18 protein-coding genes and 1 pseudogene are annotated in these 18,305 nt (G+C 62.2%); 12 read left to right on the forward strand and 7 right to left on the reverse strand.

What is annotated here, in order from left to right; genetic code table 11:
- Together MOK15_RS03205 and MOK15_RS03210 are read left to right on the forward strand one after the other, a co-directional pair.
- Positions 1–1,269, forward strand: coding sequence for a phospholipase D-like domain-containing protein (locus tag MOK15_RS03205; protein ID WP_242930282.1), 1,269 nt, complete (start codon positions 1–3; stop codon positions 1,267–1,269).
- Positions 1,270–1,417: 148 nt separating this feature from the next.
- Positions 1,418–1,663 (forward strand): hypothetical protein, encoded by a 246-nt coding sequence (locus tag MOK15_RS03210; protein WP_242930283.1) that lies wholly within the window; start codon positions 1,418–1,420, stop codon positions 1,661–1,663.
- 344 nt (positions 1,664–2,007) lie between these two features.
- Here the strand turns inward: MOK15_RS03210 and mscL are convergent, their stop codons facing one another.
- The 7 genes from mscL to MOK15_RS03245 all read right to left on the reverse strand — a co-directional run bounded on the left by mscL (position 2,008) and on the right by MOK15_RS03245 (position 10,886).
- The gene (gene mscL / locus MOK15_RS03215; protein ID WP_242930284.1) at positions 2,008–2,442 is read right to left on the reverse strand and encodes a large conductance mechanosensitive channel protein MscL; all 435 of its coding nucleotides are present in this window, start codon (positions 2,440–2,442) and stop codon (positions 2,008–2,010) included.
- A gap of 59 nt (positions 2,443–2,501) precedes the next feature.
- A complete protein-coding gene (locus MOK15_RS03220; RefSeq protein ID WP_242930285.1) occupies positions 2,502–3,824 on the reverse strand; it encodes an NAD(P)/FAD-dependent oxidoreductase in 1,323 nt (440 codons plus the stop codon).
- A 55-nt stretch (positions 3,825–3,879) separates the two neighbouring features.
- Positions 3,880–4,185 (reverse strand): chaperone modulator CbpM, encoded by a 306-nt coding sequence (locus MOK15_RS03225; RefSeq protein WP_242930286.1) that lies wholly within the window; start codon positions 4,183–4,185, stop codon positions 3,880–3,882.
- Positions 4,182–5,087 carry a DnaJ C-terminal domain-containing protein gene (locus MOK15_RS03230; protein WP_242930287.1) on the reverse strand — a complete coding sequence of 302 codons (906 nt, stop codon included), beginning with the start codon at positions 5,085–5,087 and terminating at the stop codon, positions 4,182–4,184. Before MOK15_RS03230 ends, MOK15_RS03225 begins: the two co-directional genes overlap by 4 nt.
- 205 nt (positions 5,088–5,292) lie before the next feature.
- Entirely contained in the window at positions 5,293–7,182 is a 1,890-nt protein-coding gene (gene dnaK / locus MOK15_RS03235; protein ID WP_242930288.1) for a molecular chaperone DnaK, read from the reverse strand.
- Between the two features lie 265 nt (positions 7,183–7,447).
- Entirely contained in the window at positions 7,448–9,496 is a 2,049-nt protein-coding gene (locus tag MOK15_RS03240) for a HAMP domain-containing sensor histidine kinase (RefSeq protein ID WP_242930289.1), read from the reverse strand.
- Between the two features lies 1 nt (position 9,497).
- A complete protein-coding gene (locus MOK15_RS03245; RefSeq protein WP_242930290.1) occupies positions 9,498–10,886 on the reverse strand; it encodes a sigma-54 dependent transcriptional regulator in 1,389 nt (462 codons plus the stop codon).
- A 444-nt stretch (positions 10,887–11,330) separates the two neighbouring features.
- On the opposite strand from MOK15_RS03245, the gene MOK15_RS03250 reads away from it, so the two are divergent.
- The 10 genes and pseudogenes from MOK15_RS03250 to MOK15_RS03295 all read left to right on the forward strand — a co-directional run bounded on the left by MOK15_RS03250 (position 11,331) and on the right by MOK15_RS03295 (position 18,025).
- Complete coding sequence (locus tag MOK15_RS03250) at positions 11,331–11,531, forward strand: hypothetical protein (protein WP_242930291.1); 201 nt, start codon at positions 11,331–11,333, stop codon at positions 11,529–11,531.
- 68 nt (positions 11,532–11,599) lie between these two features.
- Entirely contained in the window at positions 11,600–11,803 is a 204-nt protein-coding gene (locus MOK15_RS03255; RefSeq protein ID WP_242930292.1) for a hypothetical protein, read from the forward strand.
- A 191-nt stretch (positions 11,804–11,994) separates the two neighbouring features.
- A pseudogene (locus MOK15_RS03260) lies at positions 11,995–12,216 on the forward strand (F0F1 ATP synthase subunit beta); the annotation flags it as partial.
- Positions 12,217–12,277: 61 nt separating this feature from the next.
- Positions 12,278–13,321, forward strand: coding sequence for a Dyp-type peroxidase (locus tag MOK15_RS03265; protein ID WP_347567215.1), 1,044 nt, complete (start codon positions 12,278–12,280; stop codon positions 13,319–13,321).
- 1 nt (position 13,322) lies between these two features.
- Positions 13,323–14,144 (forward strand): family 1 encapsulin nanocompartment shell protein, encoded by an 822-nt coding sequence (locus MOK15_RS03270; RefSeq protein ID WP_242930294.1) that lies wholly within the window; start codon positions 13,323–13,325, stop codon positions 14,142–14,144.
- Positions 14,145–14,220: 76 nt separating this feature from the next.
- On the forward strand, positions 14,221–15,027 hold the full coding sequence (gene fdhD, locus MOK15_RS03275) for a formate dehydrogenase accessory sulfurtransferase FdhD (RefSeq protein ID WP_242930295.1): 807 nt from the start codon (positions 14,221–14,223) through the stop codon (positions 15,025–15,027).
- The gene (locus MOK15_RS03280) at positions 15,024–15,566 is read left to right on the forward strand and encodes an NTP transferase domain-containing protein (RefSeq protein ID WP_242930296.1); all 543 of its coding nucleotides are present in this window, start codon (positions 15,024–15,026) and stop codon (positions 15,564–15,566) included. The genes fdhD and MOK15_RS03280 overlap by 4 nt, the downstream gene beginning before the upstream one ends.
- A complete protein-coding gene (locus tag MOK15_RS21975) occupies positions 15,563–16,771 on the forward strand; it encodes a molybdopterin molybdotransferase MoeA (protein WP_347567169.1) in 1,209 nt (402 codons plus the stop codon). The genes MOK15_RS03280 and MOK15_RS21975 overlap by 4 nt, the downstream gene beginning before the upstream one ends.
- Entirely contained in the window at positions 16,768–17,382 is a 615-nt protein-coding gene (locus MOK15_RS03290; RefSeq protein ID WP_242930298.1) for a mechanosensitive ion channel domain-containing protein, read from the forward strand. The genes MOK15_RS21975 and MOK15_RS03290 overlap by 4 nt, the downstream gene beginning before the upstream one ends.
- On the forward strand, positions 17,375–18,025 hold the full coding sequence (locus MOK15_RS03295) for a DUF1345 domain-containing protein (RefSeq protein WP_242930299.1): 651 nt from the start codon (positions 17,375–17,377) through the stop codon (positions 18,023–18,025). Before MOK15_RS03290 ends, MOK15_RS03295 begins: the two co-directional genes overlap by 8 nt.
- Positions 18,026–18,305 lie beyond the last annotated feature (280 nt).

Genomic DNA, 18,305 nt, shown 5'->3' on the forward strand with positions numbered 1-18,305 from the left:
ATGTCCTTTCACTTCGCGACTCTATGGTATGTGGCCGAATGGATTGTGCGGATCGGTGCGCTGCTGGTCGTGCCGCAGCGGCGCACGGCAAACGCCACCCGCGCCTGGCTGTTGCTCATCTTCTTCCTGCCGATTCCAGGCCTGCTGCTCTACCTCCTCATTGGAAGTCCTCGCTTTCCCGCATGGAGGACAGAGCGGTTCGCGTCCTTGGTGCCCTATTTCCGCGAAACCGTGTTGGCATCGGCGGAGAACTCGCCGGAGCTCGGCGACAAGGCGGCAATCGCCGAGCTGGCCGACGATCTTGGCCGCATGCCGGTGGTCTCGGGCAATTCTGTTGAGCTGATCGACGTCTATGACGCCGTGATCAACAGGCTCGAACAGGACATCGACGGCGCCAACAGTTTCGTTCACCTCCTCGTCTACATCTTTGCCGACGATCATGTCGGGCAACGCATTGCTGCGGCGCTGGGCCGAGCGGTCAAGCGAGGCGTCGAGGCACGGGTCATGTTCGATCCGGTCGGCTCGCACAGCTGGCGCAAGGGAACCTTGAAAATGCTGCGGAGCCAGGGTGTCGATGTTCGGGAGGCACTGCCCTGGTGCATATTGCGCGACCGCTCGCGCGGAGACATGCGCGATCATCGCAAGCTCTTCGTCATCGACGGGCACATCGGATATGCGGGATCGCAAAATCTCGTGGCGAAGGATTTCCGGCCTGGCGTCGTGAACCATGAATTGGTCGCCAGGGTGACCGGTCCCGCCGTCGCGGAGATGGAAGCGATCGTGCGCGGCGACTGGTGCCTGGAGACCGGCGTGATGCCGGACCATCCCATTCGCGTCCCCGATGCGACGGGCACCGCTATCGTCCAGCTCCTGCCGAGCGGGGCCGATTATCGGCTCGAGGGCTTCGAGTCCTTGCTCGTGTGGCAGATACATCAGGCCACGGAGCGCATGGTGCTGGTGACGCCCTATTTCATACCGGATGTCAAATGGCCCTATCGGCCGCTTTATCGACGGCTGCATCCGCTTCGGAGACGCCTTCTTCTTCTTCGGCGGCCGCGGCATCGTCCTCGGCAACCAGGTCAGCATCCGTTGGTGTCTCGTCACCCGGAACGGGAGGAGGCACAACAGCGTCTGCGGCGCGTTTCACCGCGTTGTCCGCGGCCGCCTCATCTGCGCCCTGCTCGGCGGCCGCTTCGTTGTCGAGTGACTCTAGGTCAGCGTCGGATTTACCCATGGTTGCTCTCCATTGCTCGAGATCGCGCCCTTTGAAGCGGTTCAAAGCGGCCCTGTGCACCTAAACGGAATGCGCAGCACATTGATCTGTTCCTACGCTGCGACAGCCGTCCAAAGATTGACCATGTAACTGTGCCCTGAGTTTCTCAACGAGCACCAAATATCGACAGGAGGATAGATTATCATGATGGAAGAAGATCTACCATTGGGACATCGCGATATTGAACCGCTGATCTTGCGCGCGCTGGTCCGCACGCTGGTGGCCAAAGGTTTGCTCTCGGAAGATGATGTCCGGTCCCTCCTGTTTGAGGCGGCCAGGGGCCTGGCGATCGTTGGGGGCACTCTCACGCCGCAGGCGACCCGCGATATCGTGAACGAGGATCTGATCCGGCCCTTCCTGGAGGATCAGAAGCCGCAGCCCCTCGACTGAATTGGAGCTGTCTCCCTAGGCATTGACGAAAACCGCGCGGGGTGGGCCAGATGAGATTTCAGATTAGCGGACTGCACCAGAATGTCCTTTGGGTCATTTACGCTGCGAGCCGAGCGACAGCAGAGCATATGGCGGCCTTGTTCCGCAAGGAAGGCTACGCCAATGTGACTATTCGGGATCAGGAGGCATCTTAAGCTCGCGAGTAGTCAGATTGTACAGACGCTGGGTTTGAAACATTCGCGCCCTCGATGAGAATCGCTCGGCGCAGAGATCGGACGAGCCGGCCAACTCGGTCGACTCGTCCATGACCATCCGGGCAGAAGAATTTTCGCGCGAACAGCGGGTCACTTCTTCAGAGCGTCGCGGATCTCGCGAAGCAACACGACCTCGGCGCTGTCAGGAGCGGGTGCTCCTTCAGCGGTCTGCTGGGCCGCCATTGCCTTGTTGACGCTCCGCACCAGCAGGAAAATGATGAAGGCGAGGATCAGGAAATTGACGGCCTGCGTCACGAACTCGCCGTAACCAAGCAACGGCACGCCCGCCTTTTTGAGGGCGGCATAGTCGGTCGAATTGGCAAGAGCCGCCGGAACCTTGTCAGGTGAAAGGATGATGAAATGGCTCGAAAAGTCCAGGCCGCCGAATATCTTGCCGATCACTGGCATGATCACGTCCTCGGTGAACGACGTCACGATCTTCCCGAATGCGGCGCCGATGATCACCGCGACCGCGAGATCGATCACATTGCCGCGTGCGATGAAGGTTTTGAACTCGCTGAACATATCCCATTCCTCCTGTCAGTTGCTTGGTTGATGGCTCGGAACGCGCATGCCGATGTCGGCTAAATTGGCTCATCGTCGGTTTCGGGCCCCGTCTCAGTGATGAGCCGCGCGCTGCGCTGGCCGGTCGCATAGCTCCACATCCAACTCAGGGCGACGATCACACGGTTGCGCACCCCGATCAGGAAGAAAATGTGGACCGCGCCCCAGAGCCACCAGGCCAGCCGGCCGCGAAGCCGTATCCAACCAAAATCCACGACCGCCGCCCGCTTGCCGATCGTCGCAAGGCTGCCTGCATCGACATAGCGGAATGGGCCGGGGCTACTTCCGCCGCTCAGCCGCGCGTCAATCACGCGCGCGACATAGCGCCCTTCCTGCTTTGCGGCGGGCGCGACGCCTGGGACCAGCTTTCCCTCCGCGTCCTCGACGTGGGCGGTATCGCCGATCACGAAGATGTCTGGAAAGCCAGGCGCGGTGAGATCCGGCTCGACGAGTACGCGGCCTGGGCGATCGCAGGGCAAGTGCAGCCATTCCGCGACCGGTGAGGCCGCCACGCCGGCGGCCCACAGGATCGTCTTGGCGGAAAGGCGCTCTTCCCCGATGGCGACGCCATCCGCGTCGCAGGATGTCACCGACCGGTTGACCCAGACTTCCGCACCAAGCCTCTCGAGGGCCCGCTGCGCGTAGTCGGACAAGCTTTCCTTGAAGCTTGGCAGGATGCGCGGACCCCCTTCGATCAGCACCACGCGTACCTTGTCGAGGTTCACGTTGCGGAATTCGCCGCGCAATGTCTCATGGGCGAGCTCGGCCAGCGTTCCTGCCAGCTCGACGCCGGTCGGACCGCCCCCGACGATGGCGAATGTGAGATATTTCTGGCGCTCGACTGGGTCTTGGGTGCGCTCGGCTTCCTCGAAGGCTAGGAGGATGTCGCGGCGTATATGGGTCGCGTCCTCGATGGCCTTGAGCCCCGGCGCATAGGGCTCCCAATCGTCATGCCCGAAATAGGAATGCCGCGCGCCCGTGGCCAGGATGAGCGTGTCGAAATATATCGTCGCGCCATAGCTGGTGAGGACCCATTTCTCCCGGCCATTCACATAGATCGCTTCGCCCAGAAGGGTCGTGACGTTCGGCGCATTGCGGATCAGCGACCGCACGGGCCAGGCGATATCCGAGGGCGCGATCGCAGTGCCAGCCACCTGATAGAGGAGCGGCTGGAAGAGGTGGTAGTTTCGCCGGTCGAGCAAGGTCACCTTGACCGGCACGTTTCTTAGATTCCGCGCAGCCTCGATTCCGCCGAAACCAGCGCCGACGATCAGTACGTGGTGGACCCGCTCTTCTGGGGCAGTCCTTCGATCGGGTGAAGTGTCGGACGATGCGTTCCACATGAAGATTTTGCTCTCGTTTCGCAGCCGCCGGTGCCTCAGCGCTGCCCGACAGGGATCATCTCGGCTTGCGCCCGCGCAGCCTCGGGGGCCGCGCTATGCGTATCTCAGTCCGGATATGGGTCACGGCTCCGCGCAGCCCATGGAGCTGGTCGACGAGATGAAGGACGATGTCGACGCCTTCGTCATTGACGCCGAGATCGGACTTGAGGTCCCGGATGAAGCGGGCGCGCGCGGCGTCGATGTCCGAAAGGATGACCCGCTTCGCCTTGCGTTCGGGCAAGAGCCATTCGCGTTCGATCCAATCCTCGAGCAAACGCCGGTCGATACCCGATTGCGCCAGAAATTCGTCTATCTCGATCATCGTGCGTTCGCGTCCTCACGCGGATTGAAGGTTTTGCCCGCTTCCCAACTCGACACGAACTGCTCGAGCGCCGGATCGGTCGGTTTGGGCAGCATGATTTTGAGCTCCACAAACTCGTCGCCGCGACCGCCGCCACGCTTGGGAGCCCCCTTGCCCTTCAATCTGAGCTTGCTCCCCGTGTTCGACCCTGCAGGCACGGTCATCGTGACGTCCCCAGTGGGCGTTGCCACGCGAATCTTGCCGCCCAGTACCGCTTCCGTCAGCGAAATCGGGACTTCGACGGTTATGTCGTCGCCCTCGCGGGTGAAGCGCGGATCGGGACGCACCTCGATCTCAATCAAGGCGTCGCCGGGCCGGCCGCTCCCCATGCCGGGGGCACCTTTCCCCTTGAGGCGAAGGGTCTTGCCGTCGAGGATCCCGGCCGGGATCTTGACGTCGAGCGTTCCGCCGGTCGGAAGCGTGATCCTCTGATCGCCGCCCGTGATCGATTCCACGAAGCTGATCGTGAGGCGGTAATGCATGTCCTGGCCGTGGCGGTTCGCGCGGGCCTGGGCGCTGCGGCGGAACAGGTCTGCGAACGGATCGTCGCCTTCGCCGAAGTCGGCAAAACCGGCGCTGCTCGCATAGGGACTGTAGTCGTCGCCGGAAAAGTCGCGATAATATTGATGTTGCGGCCGCTCGGCACCTGTCTCGTCGATTTCGCCGGCGTCGAAGCGTTTGCGCTTCTCCGGGTCGCTGAGCAGATCGTAGGCGCCCGCGACCTCCTTGAATTTCTCCTCGGCCGCCTTGTCGCCCGGGTTAAGGTCCGGATGGAGCTTTTTCGCGAGCTTGCGATAGGCCTTCTGTATCTCGTCGGCCGACGCGGTCGAGGAGACCCCAAGCACCTCATAAGGATTGCTCATGGTCTACCCCCTGGCCGCCAGGACTGGCCCGTCGGTGAAGCTGCATTAGATTGCGATGCCATGCGAATTGATCCGCCCCTTGTTCTGGCTGTCTTGCTTCGATTGTAACGATACCTCACCCCGGCTGCGAGCGGCGCCGAGAAACACCGACCCGCTGGCCGCCGGGGCTGTATATGGTCGTTTCAGCAGCGACGAAGCTTGGCGCTCAAGACTTCTTTCCGTCGTCGTCGCTAACCTCGCTGAATTCGGCGTCGACGATTTCGTCGTCGTTCGACGCGGGTGCCTCGGGCGCCGGTCCAACGCTGCTCGCGGCCTCGATCTTCGCAGCGGCGCCCTGAAGGGCGGCGAGCTTTGCGGAAATCGCGTCGACATCGGTGCCGCCGAGTGCTTCCTTGAGGTCCGCAATGGCCGCATTGACGGCTTCGCGATCGCCATCGGACATTTTGTCCTTGTGCTCCTCATAGGCGCGCTCTGTCGTGTGCAGGACCGCCTCGGCGAGGTTCTTCGCCTCAATCACCTCCCTGCGCTTCTTGTCCTCGGCGGCGTGATCCTCGGCGTCCTTGACCATACGTTTGATATCGTCATCTGACAGACCGCCCGAGGCCTGGATGCGGATATTCTGCTCCTTGCCGGTGCCCTTGTCCTTCGCCGAAACGTTGACGATGCCGTTGGCGTCGATGTCGAAAGTCACCTCGATCTGCGGCGTGCCGCGCGGGGCAGCCGGGATGTCGGTCAGATCGAACTGACCCAGCAGCTTGTTGTCGGCCGCCATCTCGCGCTCGCCCTGGAATACACGGATCGTCACTGCGGGCTGATTGTCCTCGGCGGTCGAGAAGGTCTGGCTCCGCTTGGCGGGGACGGTGGTGTTGCGGTCGATGAGACGCGTGAAGACGCCACCGAGCGTCTCGATCCCGAGCGAAAGCGGCGTCACGTCGAGCAGCAGGATATCCTCGACGTCACCCTGCAGCACGCCCGCCTGGATCGCGGCGCCGATCGCCACCACCTCGTCAGGATTGACGCCCTTGTGCGGTTCCTTGCCGAAGATCTTCTGCACGGTCTCCTGGATTTTGGGCATGCGGGTCATGCCGCCGACCAGGATCACCTCGTCGATCTGCTCGGCCTTCAGGCCGGCATCCTGGAGTGCGTTGAGGCAGGGCTCCATCGTGCGCTGGACGAGATCCTCGACCAGCGATTCCAGTTTGCTGCGGGTGAGGGTGATAAGCAGGTGCTTCGGCCCGGAGGCGTCGGCTGAGACATAGGGAAGGTTGATCTCGGTCTGCTTGGTGGTCGAGAGCTCGATCTTCGCCTTTTCGGCCGCTTCCTTCAGCCGCTGGAGCGCGAGCTTGTCGCCGCGCAGGTCGATGCCCTGTTCCTTCTTGAACTCGTCGGCCAGATAGCTGACGATGCGCATGTCGAAATCCTCGCCGCCTAGGAAGGTGTCGCCGTTGGTCGACTTCACCTCGAAGACGCCATCGCCGATGTCGAGGATCGAGATGTCGAAGGTGCCGCCGCCCAGATCGTAGACGGCGACCTTGCCCTGCTTCTTCTTTTCCAGACCATAGGCTAGTGCCGCGGCGGTCGGCTCGTTGATGATGCGCAGCACATCAAGCCCGGCGATCTTGCCGGCGTCCTTGGTGGCCTGGCGCTGGGCGTCGTTGAAATAGGCCGGCACCGTGATCACCGCCTGAGTGACCGTCTCTCCGAGATGCGCTTCTGCGGTTTCCTTCATCTTCTGCAGGATGAAGGCGGAGATCTGCGAGGGCGAATATTGCTTGCCGTCCGCCTCCACCCAGGCGTCGCCATTGGGGCCTTCGACGATCTGGTAGGGGACGAGATCCTTGTCGCGCTCGACAATCGGGTCGCCGAAGCGCCGGCCGATGAGGCGCTTCACCGCGAAGATGGTGTTCGCGGGATTGGTCACCGCCTGACGCTTTGCCGGCTGCCCGACCAGTCGCTCGCCGTCCTTCGCGAATGCCACGATGGACGGCGTGGTGCGCGCGCCCTCGGAGTTCTCGATCATGCGGGCGGACTTGCCGTCCATGACGGAAACGCACGAATTGGTGGTGCCCAGGTCAATTCCGATGGCCTTGCCCATCTCGCTACTCCTCTGGTTCTAGGGTTCGTTTGCTGGCGGGTGAATGCGCGTCGGCGACAGGAGGCGCGCCCTGCAGGGGGCAGCGATTGAGCCACGATGTAGCGACTGCCTCTCCACTTGCTGCGACATCTCGGGAACACTCCGTTGCGCGACGAAGTTGAGGGAGCAAGAACTATGCCGATCCCGAGAACGGCGTTAAGAAGCTAGAAATACTCGAATTGTGAGGCCTGACCGCGCGCGGTCAGGACAGACTGTCCCGATACCGCTAGACAGAATGTCCTTCGTCCTCGCGAGCCTCGGCGGCATCGGGAAGCCACACGGAGAAGGTGGTTCCATTGCCCGGTTCGCTCTCGACCGAAAGTGCCCCTCCGGCCTGCAAGACCAGCATCTGGCAGATGGAGAGGCCGAGGCCATTTCCTTCACGTTGCTTTGTCGTGAAGAAAGGGTCGAATATATGTTTCAGCACGGCTTTGGACATTCCGGTGCCCGTGTCCGTCACTGCGACGGCGGACCCGGCCGCGCCGTCATCGCGGTCCTGGTCGAAGGTCCGCAACCCTAGCGTTCCCCCTTCGGGCATGGCATGCACCGCGTTCACGATCAGGTTGACGAGCACCTGCTGCAACTCGGTCTTGTTCATGCGCACCGTGTGCGTCGCGTGATCGTCCCGCTCGACGACAATCGCCGTCTTCTTCAGCAAATGCTCCACGAGCGGCATCGTGTCGGTAACGATCTGAGGCAAGCCGTTGATTTCCTCATATCCCGCATATTCCGCCGGCTTGGCGAATTGGAGGAGCTTTCTAACGATATCGCCGATCCGCTGGATCTGCTCGTCGAGAAGCTGGAATTCGAACTGGGCTTCGGCCGCCCGGTCGCCCATGGCGTCGCGTATGATCTCGAGATTGCCTTGCATGACCGCGAGCGGGTTGTTGATCTCGTGGGCGACGCCGGCCGTGATCTCGCCGATTGCCGCCAGCTTTTCCGCCATGACCAGCTGCTTGGTCGTATCCTCGATCTGCTTGCGGGCTCGTACGAGATGTTCCGTTCGCTCCTCGACGCGCCTGTTCAGCTCGCTGTTCCATTCGCGCAGCTGCCGATCCCGATCCTGAACCTGCTCGAGCAGGTGATCGAGATGCTGGGCAACCTGGCCGATTTCATCATTCCCATCGGCGTGGTCGGTGCGGGCGGCGAGATCGCCCTCCTCGACCTTGCTGATGGTGGACGACATGCGCTCGAGCGGCCTGAAGATGTCGGTCGCCCATTTCAGGAACAGCGGCACCGTCAGTCCTGTGACAAGGAGGAAGGCGAAAGTGATCGAGAGCAGGATCTCGTGCCGCATCGTGGTGAACGGCCTTTCGAGAAAGCCGACATAAAGCATGCCGGCCCGGCGCCCTCCCGTGTCCAGGATCGGCCTGTAGGCAGACACATACCAGTCGTTCACGACGAAGGCGCTGTCGAGCCAATTCTCTCCGTGCTCGAGCACAGCCGTGCGCACCGCCGACGAGACACGCGTTCCGATGGCTCTTTGATCCTTGAGCAGACGCACGTTCGTGCTGATCCGGACATCATCGATAAAGAGCGATGCCGTCCCGGCGCTCCCTTCGGGGAGGCTGGCGTCATGATAGACGAGCCCGTTGATGGTATCGACGAAGCGGAGATTGCGATTGAGCAGGGTTCCGCTCACCAGGGCCGCCGGCTCGCCATTGGGTAATCTGATCGGCGCAGCCGAATGAACCACCATTCCCCTTGTTTCGATCACCTTCGTCGTGGGGACCGCTTTCTCGGTGGGAACGAGCCTGATTTGCGCAACCTCGGCGAGTTTGGGCGAAACCGCCTGGAGGTCGGCGGCGGAGAAGAGGTCGATCCCGGTCTTCGCCTTGCCGGCCAGCGCCGCGCGCAACACCGGCCAGTCGGAGCGCATGGCAGCAGCACGCAGGGGGATATTCGAGGCGATGATCTCGTTCTTCGCGCTGATGACATACAGGAAGTCATAATGCTTCTGGCGGGCCTCACGGCCAAGCAAGGCGGGCAGGCCATGAGCCGAGCGCGGATCGGTGCCCATTGCGTCGCGAAAGCGGGCAGACGCGCCTAGTGACTGGAGCGAAGTCTCCATGCCCTCGAGGATCTGCGCCATATATTGGTCAGCGATCGTGAGATCGCCGTCCGCTTTCGATAGCAGCATGGCGTCGAACCTAGCGTTCCAGCGGTACATTGCGACGCCGAGGAAGATCGGCAGGATGACCAGCATGGGCAGCAGCGCAATGGCGAGCAGTCGATAGCGGACCGAGTGCCGTGTGCGGACCGCCTTGCCGGTCATGCTAGACATTCCAGGTCGCGCACTTCCGATCGACGGTTTTTCGGGAAATGCCAAGTCTGCGGGCGGCTTCCTCGCGGTCGCCATCGGTCTCCCTCAAAATCGACAATATGTGCCGCCGTTCGACGTCGGCGAGGGTTTTCGCCTTGCGATCGTTCCGCTCTTCGACACGTTCATACAGCTTGGGGAAACGTCCTAGAATGAGGGCGCGCTCGATGAAATTCCGCAGCTCGCGGACGTTGCCCGGCCAAGCGTAGCGGGCCAGATGAGCCCGGACCTTGTCGTCAATGGACACGGTGGGAAGTCCGAGCTGCGCGGACAGCTCGCGCATGAACAGCGATGCCAGATCCAGAACATCCTCACCCCGTTCGGCGAGCCGCGGCATATGGATCTCCATCACATTGATCCGATAGAAGAGATCCTGCCGGAAGGTGCCGGCTTCCACGCGGGTTGGCAGGTCGGCGTTGGTGGCGAAGATGAAGCGCACGTCGATGGGAATGTCCCGTTCGGATCCGACTGGCCGAACCCTGCGCTCTTCCAGAACGCGCAGAAGCTTGGCCTGCAGGGCAGGGGGCAGATCCCCGATCTCGTCGAGGAAGATGGTCCCTCCCTGCGCATATTGGATGAGCCCCTCTCTCGCGCCGCTGGCGCCTGTGAAGGAACCTTTCAAATGGCCGAACAGCTCGCTCTCGAGCAGATCGGCGGGGATGGCGCAGCAGTTGACCGGCACGAACAGTTTGTCGGCGCGCTGAGAAAGGGCGTGGATCGAGCGCGCAGCCACCTCTTTGCCCGTCCCGGATTCCCCGGTCAGCAATACGGTGCTGGGCAGCGGGGCTACGCGCGAGATCAGCTCACGCACCTCCTCGATCGCGTGAGACTCCCCGCAGAACTTGTTGCGCAGCCCTTCCAACCCAGAAACGCTTTTGAGCTCCTGGCGGAGAACCATATTTTCCCGTTGCAGGCGATTGCGATCCAGGCAGCGGGAGACGGCGCTCAGAAGCTGGTTCGATCGGAATGGTTTCAGCACGAAGTCGACGACGCCGACACGAAGGGCAGCGATCGCGGTGTCGAGATCGGCATGCGCGGTGATCAGGATGACGTCGGCGAAGAAACCCGTCGCGCGCTGTTCGGCAAGCCATTCCAGACCCGACTTGCCGGGCAGGACATTGTCCAGGATGACGACGTCATAGGGTTGCTCGTCCAGCTTGCGCGACGCTTCCCGCGTGTCGAAGGCTTCATCGATCAGTTTGCACCGGGGCTTCAGCGTCTTGACGAGGAAGTTTCGCAGGCCAGCTTCATCATCGACGATCAGGATCGAGGCTTGCGCGAGCCACGGCCAGAAATCGGGGTCCACCCCGTCGGCCTCTTGTTTTCGTACCGCCCGATCCACCATCGCATAGTCCCCGCATCCGTTGCCCGACGGATGCGATCGTGTCAGCCGAGGGCACCTCACCGCATGTGAATGAATCCTCTTATCCGTTCCGCGCACAAGTAGCACCGCATTCGGCGAGGTGCATCCCTTCTTGTCGATCGGCCTCACGACAATTTGTCACCGTCACTTTGGACTTTTTGTCCGCCGCCAACGCTTTTCAGAGCCTAATTCCTTGAAATCCGGCCAGATGCCATCTGGCACGCCTATTGCTCCTCTGATGCGGGTGAAGGAGCCGGAGAAACCGAATCCCGCTGTGCATTGGAACCGCGGCCAGAGTTTCATCCGGCTCAAGAACCCAGGCGAGGCCGGTTGCGCGCATCGCTCCTGGCTTTGGTTACGCTGGCGAGCGTCGAGCCTGAGAACGCATGGCAGCGGCGTGGGCGACCAGGCCAAAGGAGAGCGGTGATGGATGAGTTTGATTTTTACGTGAGCCCGAAGAAGCCGATGATCGGCCTCTACGTCAAGAAGGGAGCCGGACTTCCCGATCTCGTCGACGCAAAGGACTGGCTCTTCGACGGCACCGTTGGGCCAGACGAGGTGCCGGCGGCCACGGTCAACGAGATCGAGGCCAACGGCCACGCTTTCAAGGATCTGGACGCCGGCTAGGGAGGTCAGCCCTTCGCGGCCAAATCTATCGGTCTTTCGCCCAAACACAATCTGACCGGAGCTGAGCGATGCTTGAGATCGAATGTTTCATCAATCCGAAGAAGCCAGGCCTGCTGCTCTACATCCGTTATGGAACGGGGCTTTCCGCCATTCCCGACGCGGCCGACTGGGTGTTCAGCAGTACGGTCGCGGACACGGAGGTCCCGCAGGCTCTTCAGGACGAGATCAGCCGGACCGGCCACGCCTATCAGCAGCTGCCGCCCCCGGAGTGAGTAGCTGGCGGCCAACCACAAACAACGGGATGCACACCAGGGCCGGAGACGCATTATGACCGCCCCGAATGACACAGGCACCAACCGCAAAGCGCGCGAAAGCGCGCGTGGCGCCCGGGCGCCAAACCCAGCCGTCCGTTCCGACGCGCCGCCGGTCAGTCCGATCCCGGCGAATGCACAGCGACCCGACCGTTGAGCGCGCGCGCAAGATCGACTGCTTTCTCTCCCGGCCGCTTTTCGTCGCGGAGGTCTTCAGCGGAACTCCCAGTCGGTTCGTCGACCTCGATGACACAATTTCGGGCTTTCGGCGGCTGCGCAGCGGCGAGTTCGACGGGCTTCCTGAATCCGCCTTTTATATGGTCGGAAGGATCGCTGAAGCGCTTGAGAAAGCGAAGAGCCTGGCGGAAGAATGACGGGCATCGCAGCGGCCTTGATCCGATCTGCCACCCAAAAGGGAGTGAATTTGTGGACGCCATTGGAAACATCGAAAGTCAACCAGTCGCAGCGAAGCTCTCGCGCTCGGCGATATTCCTTGTCGCGACAATCAACGAGGGCAGTGAGTACGCAGATGCGGTGCGGTCATTCTGCGCGGATCTGTCGGCTTTCGTTCGCGCTGTGGGCTTTCGCGACCTCGATGGCGGCCTCTCCTGCGTCATGGGATTTGGTTCAGAGGCGTGGGATCGCCTTTTCGGCGCTCCGCGACCGAAGGAGTTGCACCCGTTTCAGGAAATCCACGGGGTTCATCACGCGGTCTCGACGCCCGGAGACCTTCTCTTCCATATCCGCGCCACCCAGATGGACCAGTGCTTCGAGCTCGCGCTCCAGATGATGGATCGGCTCCGCGGTGCGATCACCGTCGTCGATGAGACCCATGGCTTCAAATATTTCGACGAGAGAGATCTTCTGGGCTTCGTCGACGGGACCGAGAATCCAACTGGCCGGGCGGTCGCCGAAGCGGCCATTATCGGCTCGGAAGACCCCCATTTTGCGGGCGGAAGCTACGTGATCGTCCAGAAATATCTCCACGATCTCCCCAAGTGGAATGCCGTTCCCGTCGAACAGCAGGAAGGCATCATCGGTCGCAAGAAGCTGTCGGACATCGAGATCGAAGACAGCAAGAAACAGCCGTTCGCGCACAACGTGTTGAATGTCATCGAGGATGAGGAGGGCAACCAACTCGACATCCTGCGCGACAACATGCCCTTCGGCGATATTGGCAAGGGCGAGTTCGGTACTTACTTCATCGGCTACGCCCGGTCCCCCAGCCGTACGGAGCGCATGCTGCAGAACATGTTCGCCGGCAACCCGCCCGGCAACTACGATCGGATCCTCGATTTCAGCCGTGCGGTGACCGGCACGTTGTTCTTCGTGCCGACGGCCAGCTTTCTGGACGATGTGACGCCGGCTGCCCCGGCGGCGGCACCAAGTTCCGCTGATACGACAACACCCGCTGCCGGGGCTCCGGCAACGAATGCGGGCGCGTCCCTTGGCATCGGATCTTTAAAGGATGAGGACTGACATGAACAATCTCCACCGCGAACTGGCTCCCATCTCGGCCGCCGCCTGGGCGCAGATCGAAGAGGAAGCGTCCCGCACGCTCAAGCGCTATCTCGCCGCCCGCAAGCTGGTCGATCTGCTCGGACCCAAGGGCTTCGACCTGTCGGCCGTCGGCACGGGACACGCAAGCGACGTCCTGCCGCTCTGCGATGGCCTCAAGGTCGCGAAGCGCGAGGCCAAGCCCGTCATCGAACTGCGCGTGCCCTTCAAGCTAACGCGCAAGGCGATCGACGATGTCGAGCGCGGTTCCAACGACTCTGACTGGCAGCCGCTCAAGGACGCGGCCAAGACGATCGCCTATGCCGAGGACCATGTCGTGGTCGAGGGTTATGAGGCTGTCGGCATCCAGGGCATCCGCCAGATCACGAGCAATGAGAAACTGACGCTGCCTACCGACATCCGCGCCTATCCCGAGGTCATCGAACGAGCCGTCAACGAACTACGCCTCGCCGGCGTCAACGGTCCCTATGCTCTGCTGCTCGGCGCCGACCCCTATACAGCCATCACGGGAGGCAGCGACGACGGCTACCCGGTGCTGAAACACATCCAGAAGCTCGTCGACAAAGAGATCATCTGGAGCCCGGCGGTCAAGGGCGGTGTGGTGGTCACGACGCGCGGCGGCGATTTCGAGCTCACGATCGGCCAGGATCTGTCGATCGGCTATCTCAACCACGACGGCGAGGCGGTCGAGCTCTATCTGCAGGAAACGCTCTCCTATCAGACGCAAACTTCCGAGGCATCGGTGGTCCTCGATCCTCCGGCGGCGACACCGGCGGCCGGTTGAAGCTTGACCGGAGGAAGCTTGAACAAATGAGCGGGGAATGACCCACAGTATGATGTCTGAACAAGGTATAACGCCAGTGCCAAGGCTACAGACCGTCAATCTCGCAGTTCGCCGCCTCGGCTTTGCCGAACTGGGCGACTGCGCGATGCTGCGCAGCGTTCCACTTGAAACGCCCATTTCGATCGAGGTTTGCGGGATCGGCTACGCGGTCATGATGGCGACCCCGGCCGATCTTCGCGACTATGCTCTCGGCTTTGCTTTGAGCGAGGGAATCATCGAGCGGGCAGACCAGGTGCTTTCGATCGACATTCACAAGGTGGACGGCGGCATGGTCGCGCGCATCACCCTGCCCATTGAACGCGCCGACCGTGCCTTCGAACGCGCCAGGCTCCGCGTGACCGAAAGCAGCTGCGGCATCTGCGGCATGGAAAATATCGAACAGGTGTTGCGACCGCTGCCCAAGGTCGAGGCCCATATTTCCACCGATCGGAACGCGATCGCACGCGCCCTCGGCGCGCTTCGCGACCATCAGCCTCTTGGACGCGCAACCGGCGCGGTCCATGCCGCAGCGTTCTGCGCGCCCGATGGAGCGATCCTGCGCGTTCGCGAGGATGTCGGGCGGCACAATGCGCTCGACAAGCTCATCGGGGCCCTCGCCACCGAAGGGATCGATCCGGGCACGGGCTTCTTTCTGCTCACGGCCCGGTGCAGCTATGAACTCGTGGAAAAGACCGTCCGTGCCGGCTGTCCGATGCTGGTCACCATTTCAGCGCCGACGAGCCTTGCCGTCGAGCGAGCGGTCAAGGCCGGCCTGACGCTTGTCACATTGGCTCGGACCGATTCTGCTCTCATCGTCAACGACGATCACGGCAATATCGAATGAGGACGCTTGGCGTCGTCCTGGCCGGCGGCAAATCGAGCCGCTTCGGATCCGACAAGGCCCATGCGACCCTCGACGGGCGCGAACTGCTCGACCACGCCTTGCGGACCTTATCGCCCTATTGCGATCGCATCGCCGTCGTCGGCCGCCCGAACGACCTGATGCTGTCGGTGCCGGACTGGCCGTGTCCGGGCCTTGGGCCTCTGGGTGGGCTCGCCGGGGGACTGGCCTATGCGGCCGAGAGCGGGTTCGAACAGGTGCTGAGCATTCCCGTCGATTGCGTCCGCCTCCCTTCGGACATACTGGAAATACTCGATCCAGCGCCGGCCTGCCTTGAGGCCGTGCCGGTCATCGGGCTCTGGTCAACCACAAGCTTGACCGTACTTCGCCGGATTCTCGACGGCGGGCACGACCGAAGCATGAGAGCGTTTGGCCGCGCGATCGGCGCGCGATCCGTCACCGCCCCGTTCATCCCGCCCAACATCAATACCCCAGCAGATCTTGCGGCAACCGCCGCGACCTTCGCGGAGCAGCCGCTGTGAGCGCGCCGTGCGAGGCCAATCTATCGTATGAGCGCGCCCATAACCTCATGCGCGTTCATGTACGGCCCCTCGACCCGGAGACGATCCCGATCGCCGAGGCTGCCGGACGCGTGCTCGCCGAACCCTTGAGCGCGAGGGTCGATTCTCCGCGCGCCGACGTCGCAGCGATGGATGGCTTTGCCGTGCGTGAGGATACATTGACGCCCGGGCTCGGCAACCTCGCAATTGCCGGAACCACCTATGCGGGTGGACTGCCCGGAATGCCCTTGGATCGGCACATGGCGTGGCGCATCACGACGGGCGCGCCCGTTCCGGCGAACGCGGACCGGGTCATCCCCTTCGAACTGGTCGAGGAGAGGGCGGAATGCATATCCCTGGTGGAGCCGCTCCCAATGGGCCGGCATATCCGCAAGCGTGCAACCGATTTCAGTACTGGGCAGATCCTGCTTGATGCTGGCACGCTCCTCGATCCGGCTCGTTTGATTGTCGCGACCGCGTCCGATCAGCCCTTCGCGGTCGTTCACCGGCGGCCAAGGCTGCGGATCGTCGCCAGCGGCGATGAACTGAGCCCGGCCGGCGAGGCGGCGGCGCGCACCATGGGCGTGCCAGATAGCCTCACCGATGCGCTGCTCCTCTTCGCCCGCCTATGGGGCGCCGAGACCGACGGAAAGGCGATCGTCGGCGACGAGGCGGGGTCAATCGAGCAGGCGACCCGCTTTGCGATCGAACGTGCCGACATGGTCGTCGTCCTTGGCGGAGCGGCAAGCGGTGACCGAGACCTTTCCCGGCCAGCCCTGCTGGCGCTCGGGCTCGAGCTCGACTTCGCCGGTGTCGCCATGAAACCCGGGAAACCGGTCTGGTATGGCCGCATCGGCAGGACGCATGTCCTGGGGCTCCCCGGCAATCCGGCGGGCGCTCTGATCGCTGCGCGCCTGTTCCTCGCGCCGCTTCTATCCGCTCTTGGTGGACGTGGGTTCGACGCGGCATTCGCATGGCACGAAGCGAAACTGGAACACGCCGTCCCGGCCGGCGGCTCGAAAGAGCTCTTCCTCTATGCGCGGCAGGAATATTCCGCGGTCCGTATCATCGACAAGCAGTCCGCGTCCGCGCAGCTGCCCCTCGCTGCTGCGAACCTCATTGCCCGCCGACAAGCCAATGCCCCGGCACTGCTCGAGGGCGATACAATCACGGTCCTCGATCTATGAAGGAGCTGTTCGGGCCACTGGTCATGCAACTGTTCGATCCGACGCAGATCATCGGGGCGCTGGTCTATGGCGGGATATTCTTCGTCCTCGGGATAATCTTGTCCTGGGTTGTGCGCCGCCTGATCGCAACGGCCCTCAAGCACGACCAGTCCGATCGTATCGACCAGATCACGCTCTCATTCCTGAGTCATCTCGCGATCCTGATCCTGTGGCTGATCTTGCTCGCCTGCTATGCGCATCTCGTTCCGCCTCTCAACCGTATCGGGACGGCCTTGCTCGCGGGGGTCAGCCTCGTATCGGTCATCGTCGGCTTCGCGGCCCAGACCACCCTCGGCAACCTCGTCGCCGGCATCAGCCTGGTCCTCTACAAGCCCTTTCGTCGTGGTGATCGCATTCAGATCGCCGCTCCCACCAAAGATGAATTCGAGGTCGGCACCGTCGAGGACATCTCGCTCGGCTACACGGTGCTTCGGACTGACGACGGCCGGGAAATCATCATCGCCAATGGCGCAATGGCCCAGCAGACCATGATCCGGCTGCCGCGATCGACCTCAACCCAGGCCGAGCCGCAATCAGACACGCAGCAAACGACAGGGGGCAAGAATGTTTGACCGTGCACGAGCCTTGCTGGGGCGCCATATCGCGCCGCCAAAATTCCTGCTCTTCAGCGCCGCGTTCGTCCTGGTTTCGATCATTGCGAGCATAAAGCTGGGCGACCCCCGCATCGGGCTCCTTATCGGCTTCGACGCCGGAGCCCTTGTCTTCTTTGCGGCCGTTCTACCCCTCCTCAATGACGACACCCCGACGATGCGAGCAACCGCAAAGACCAACGATGCAAATCGTGCGGCGCTCCTCACCATCACGGTTCTCATCTCAACTGTCATCCTCTTTGCCGTCGGAACATTGATTGCCAGCAAGGCAACGATGCGCTGGGAAGGTGTGGCTCTCATCGTTGCGACACTCGCGTTCACCTGGTTGTTTGCGAACACGGTGTTTGCCTTGCACTACGCCCATCTCTACTATTCCCCCGATGGGGACGGAGATCGCGGGGGCCTTGAGGTCCCGCATGCCAAGGCGCCCAGCTACTGGGACTTCCTCTACTTCAGCTTCACGCTCGGGATGACCTTCCAGACGTCGGATGTGGCTATCAGCGGCCGTCACATGCGGCGCGTGGTTCTGGGTCAGTCTATGGCCGCCTTCCTGTTCAACATGGGCGTGTTGGCCTTCACCGTGAATGCACTGGGCGGGCTTTGACCAGATGCGGAGAGGAGGTACCGCTATTTTGGGCTGTGCGGAGGTCTTTGGCTCGCGCAGGAAAAAATATCTCGCCCTGGTCCGGAGCAGCGGAGTTCAAGTAGGCCTGAGAGCATTCACAGTGACGTGTTCCCTGGAAACTCCTGCAGTTTGATGTAGAGTCCACTTCGAGACGTCCAACGTGCGTGACTTCCTGGCTATCGTCTCGAACGCGTCTCACAATTCGGTGGCGCCTAGGCACCACCGAAAAGGCACAGGAAAAAGCTGTAAGAGCTGCCGC

Source organism: Sphingobium sp. BYY-5 (genome assembly GCF_022758885.1).
Lineage (GTDB): Bacteria > Pseudomonadota > Alphaproteobacteria > Sphingomonadales > Sphingomonadaceae > Sphingobium.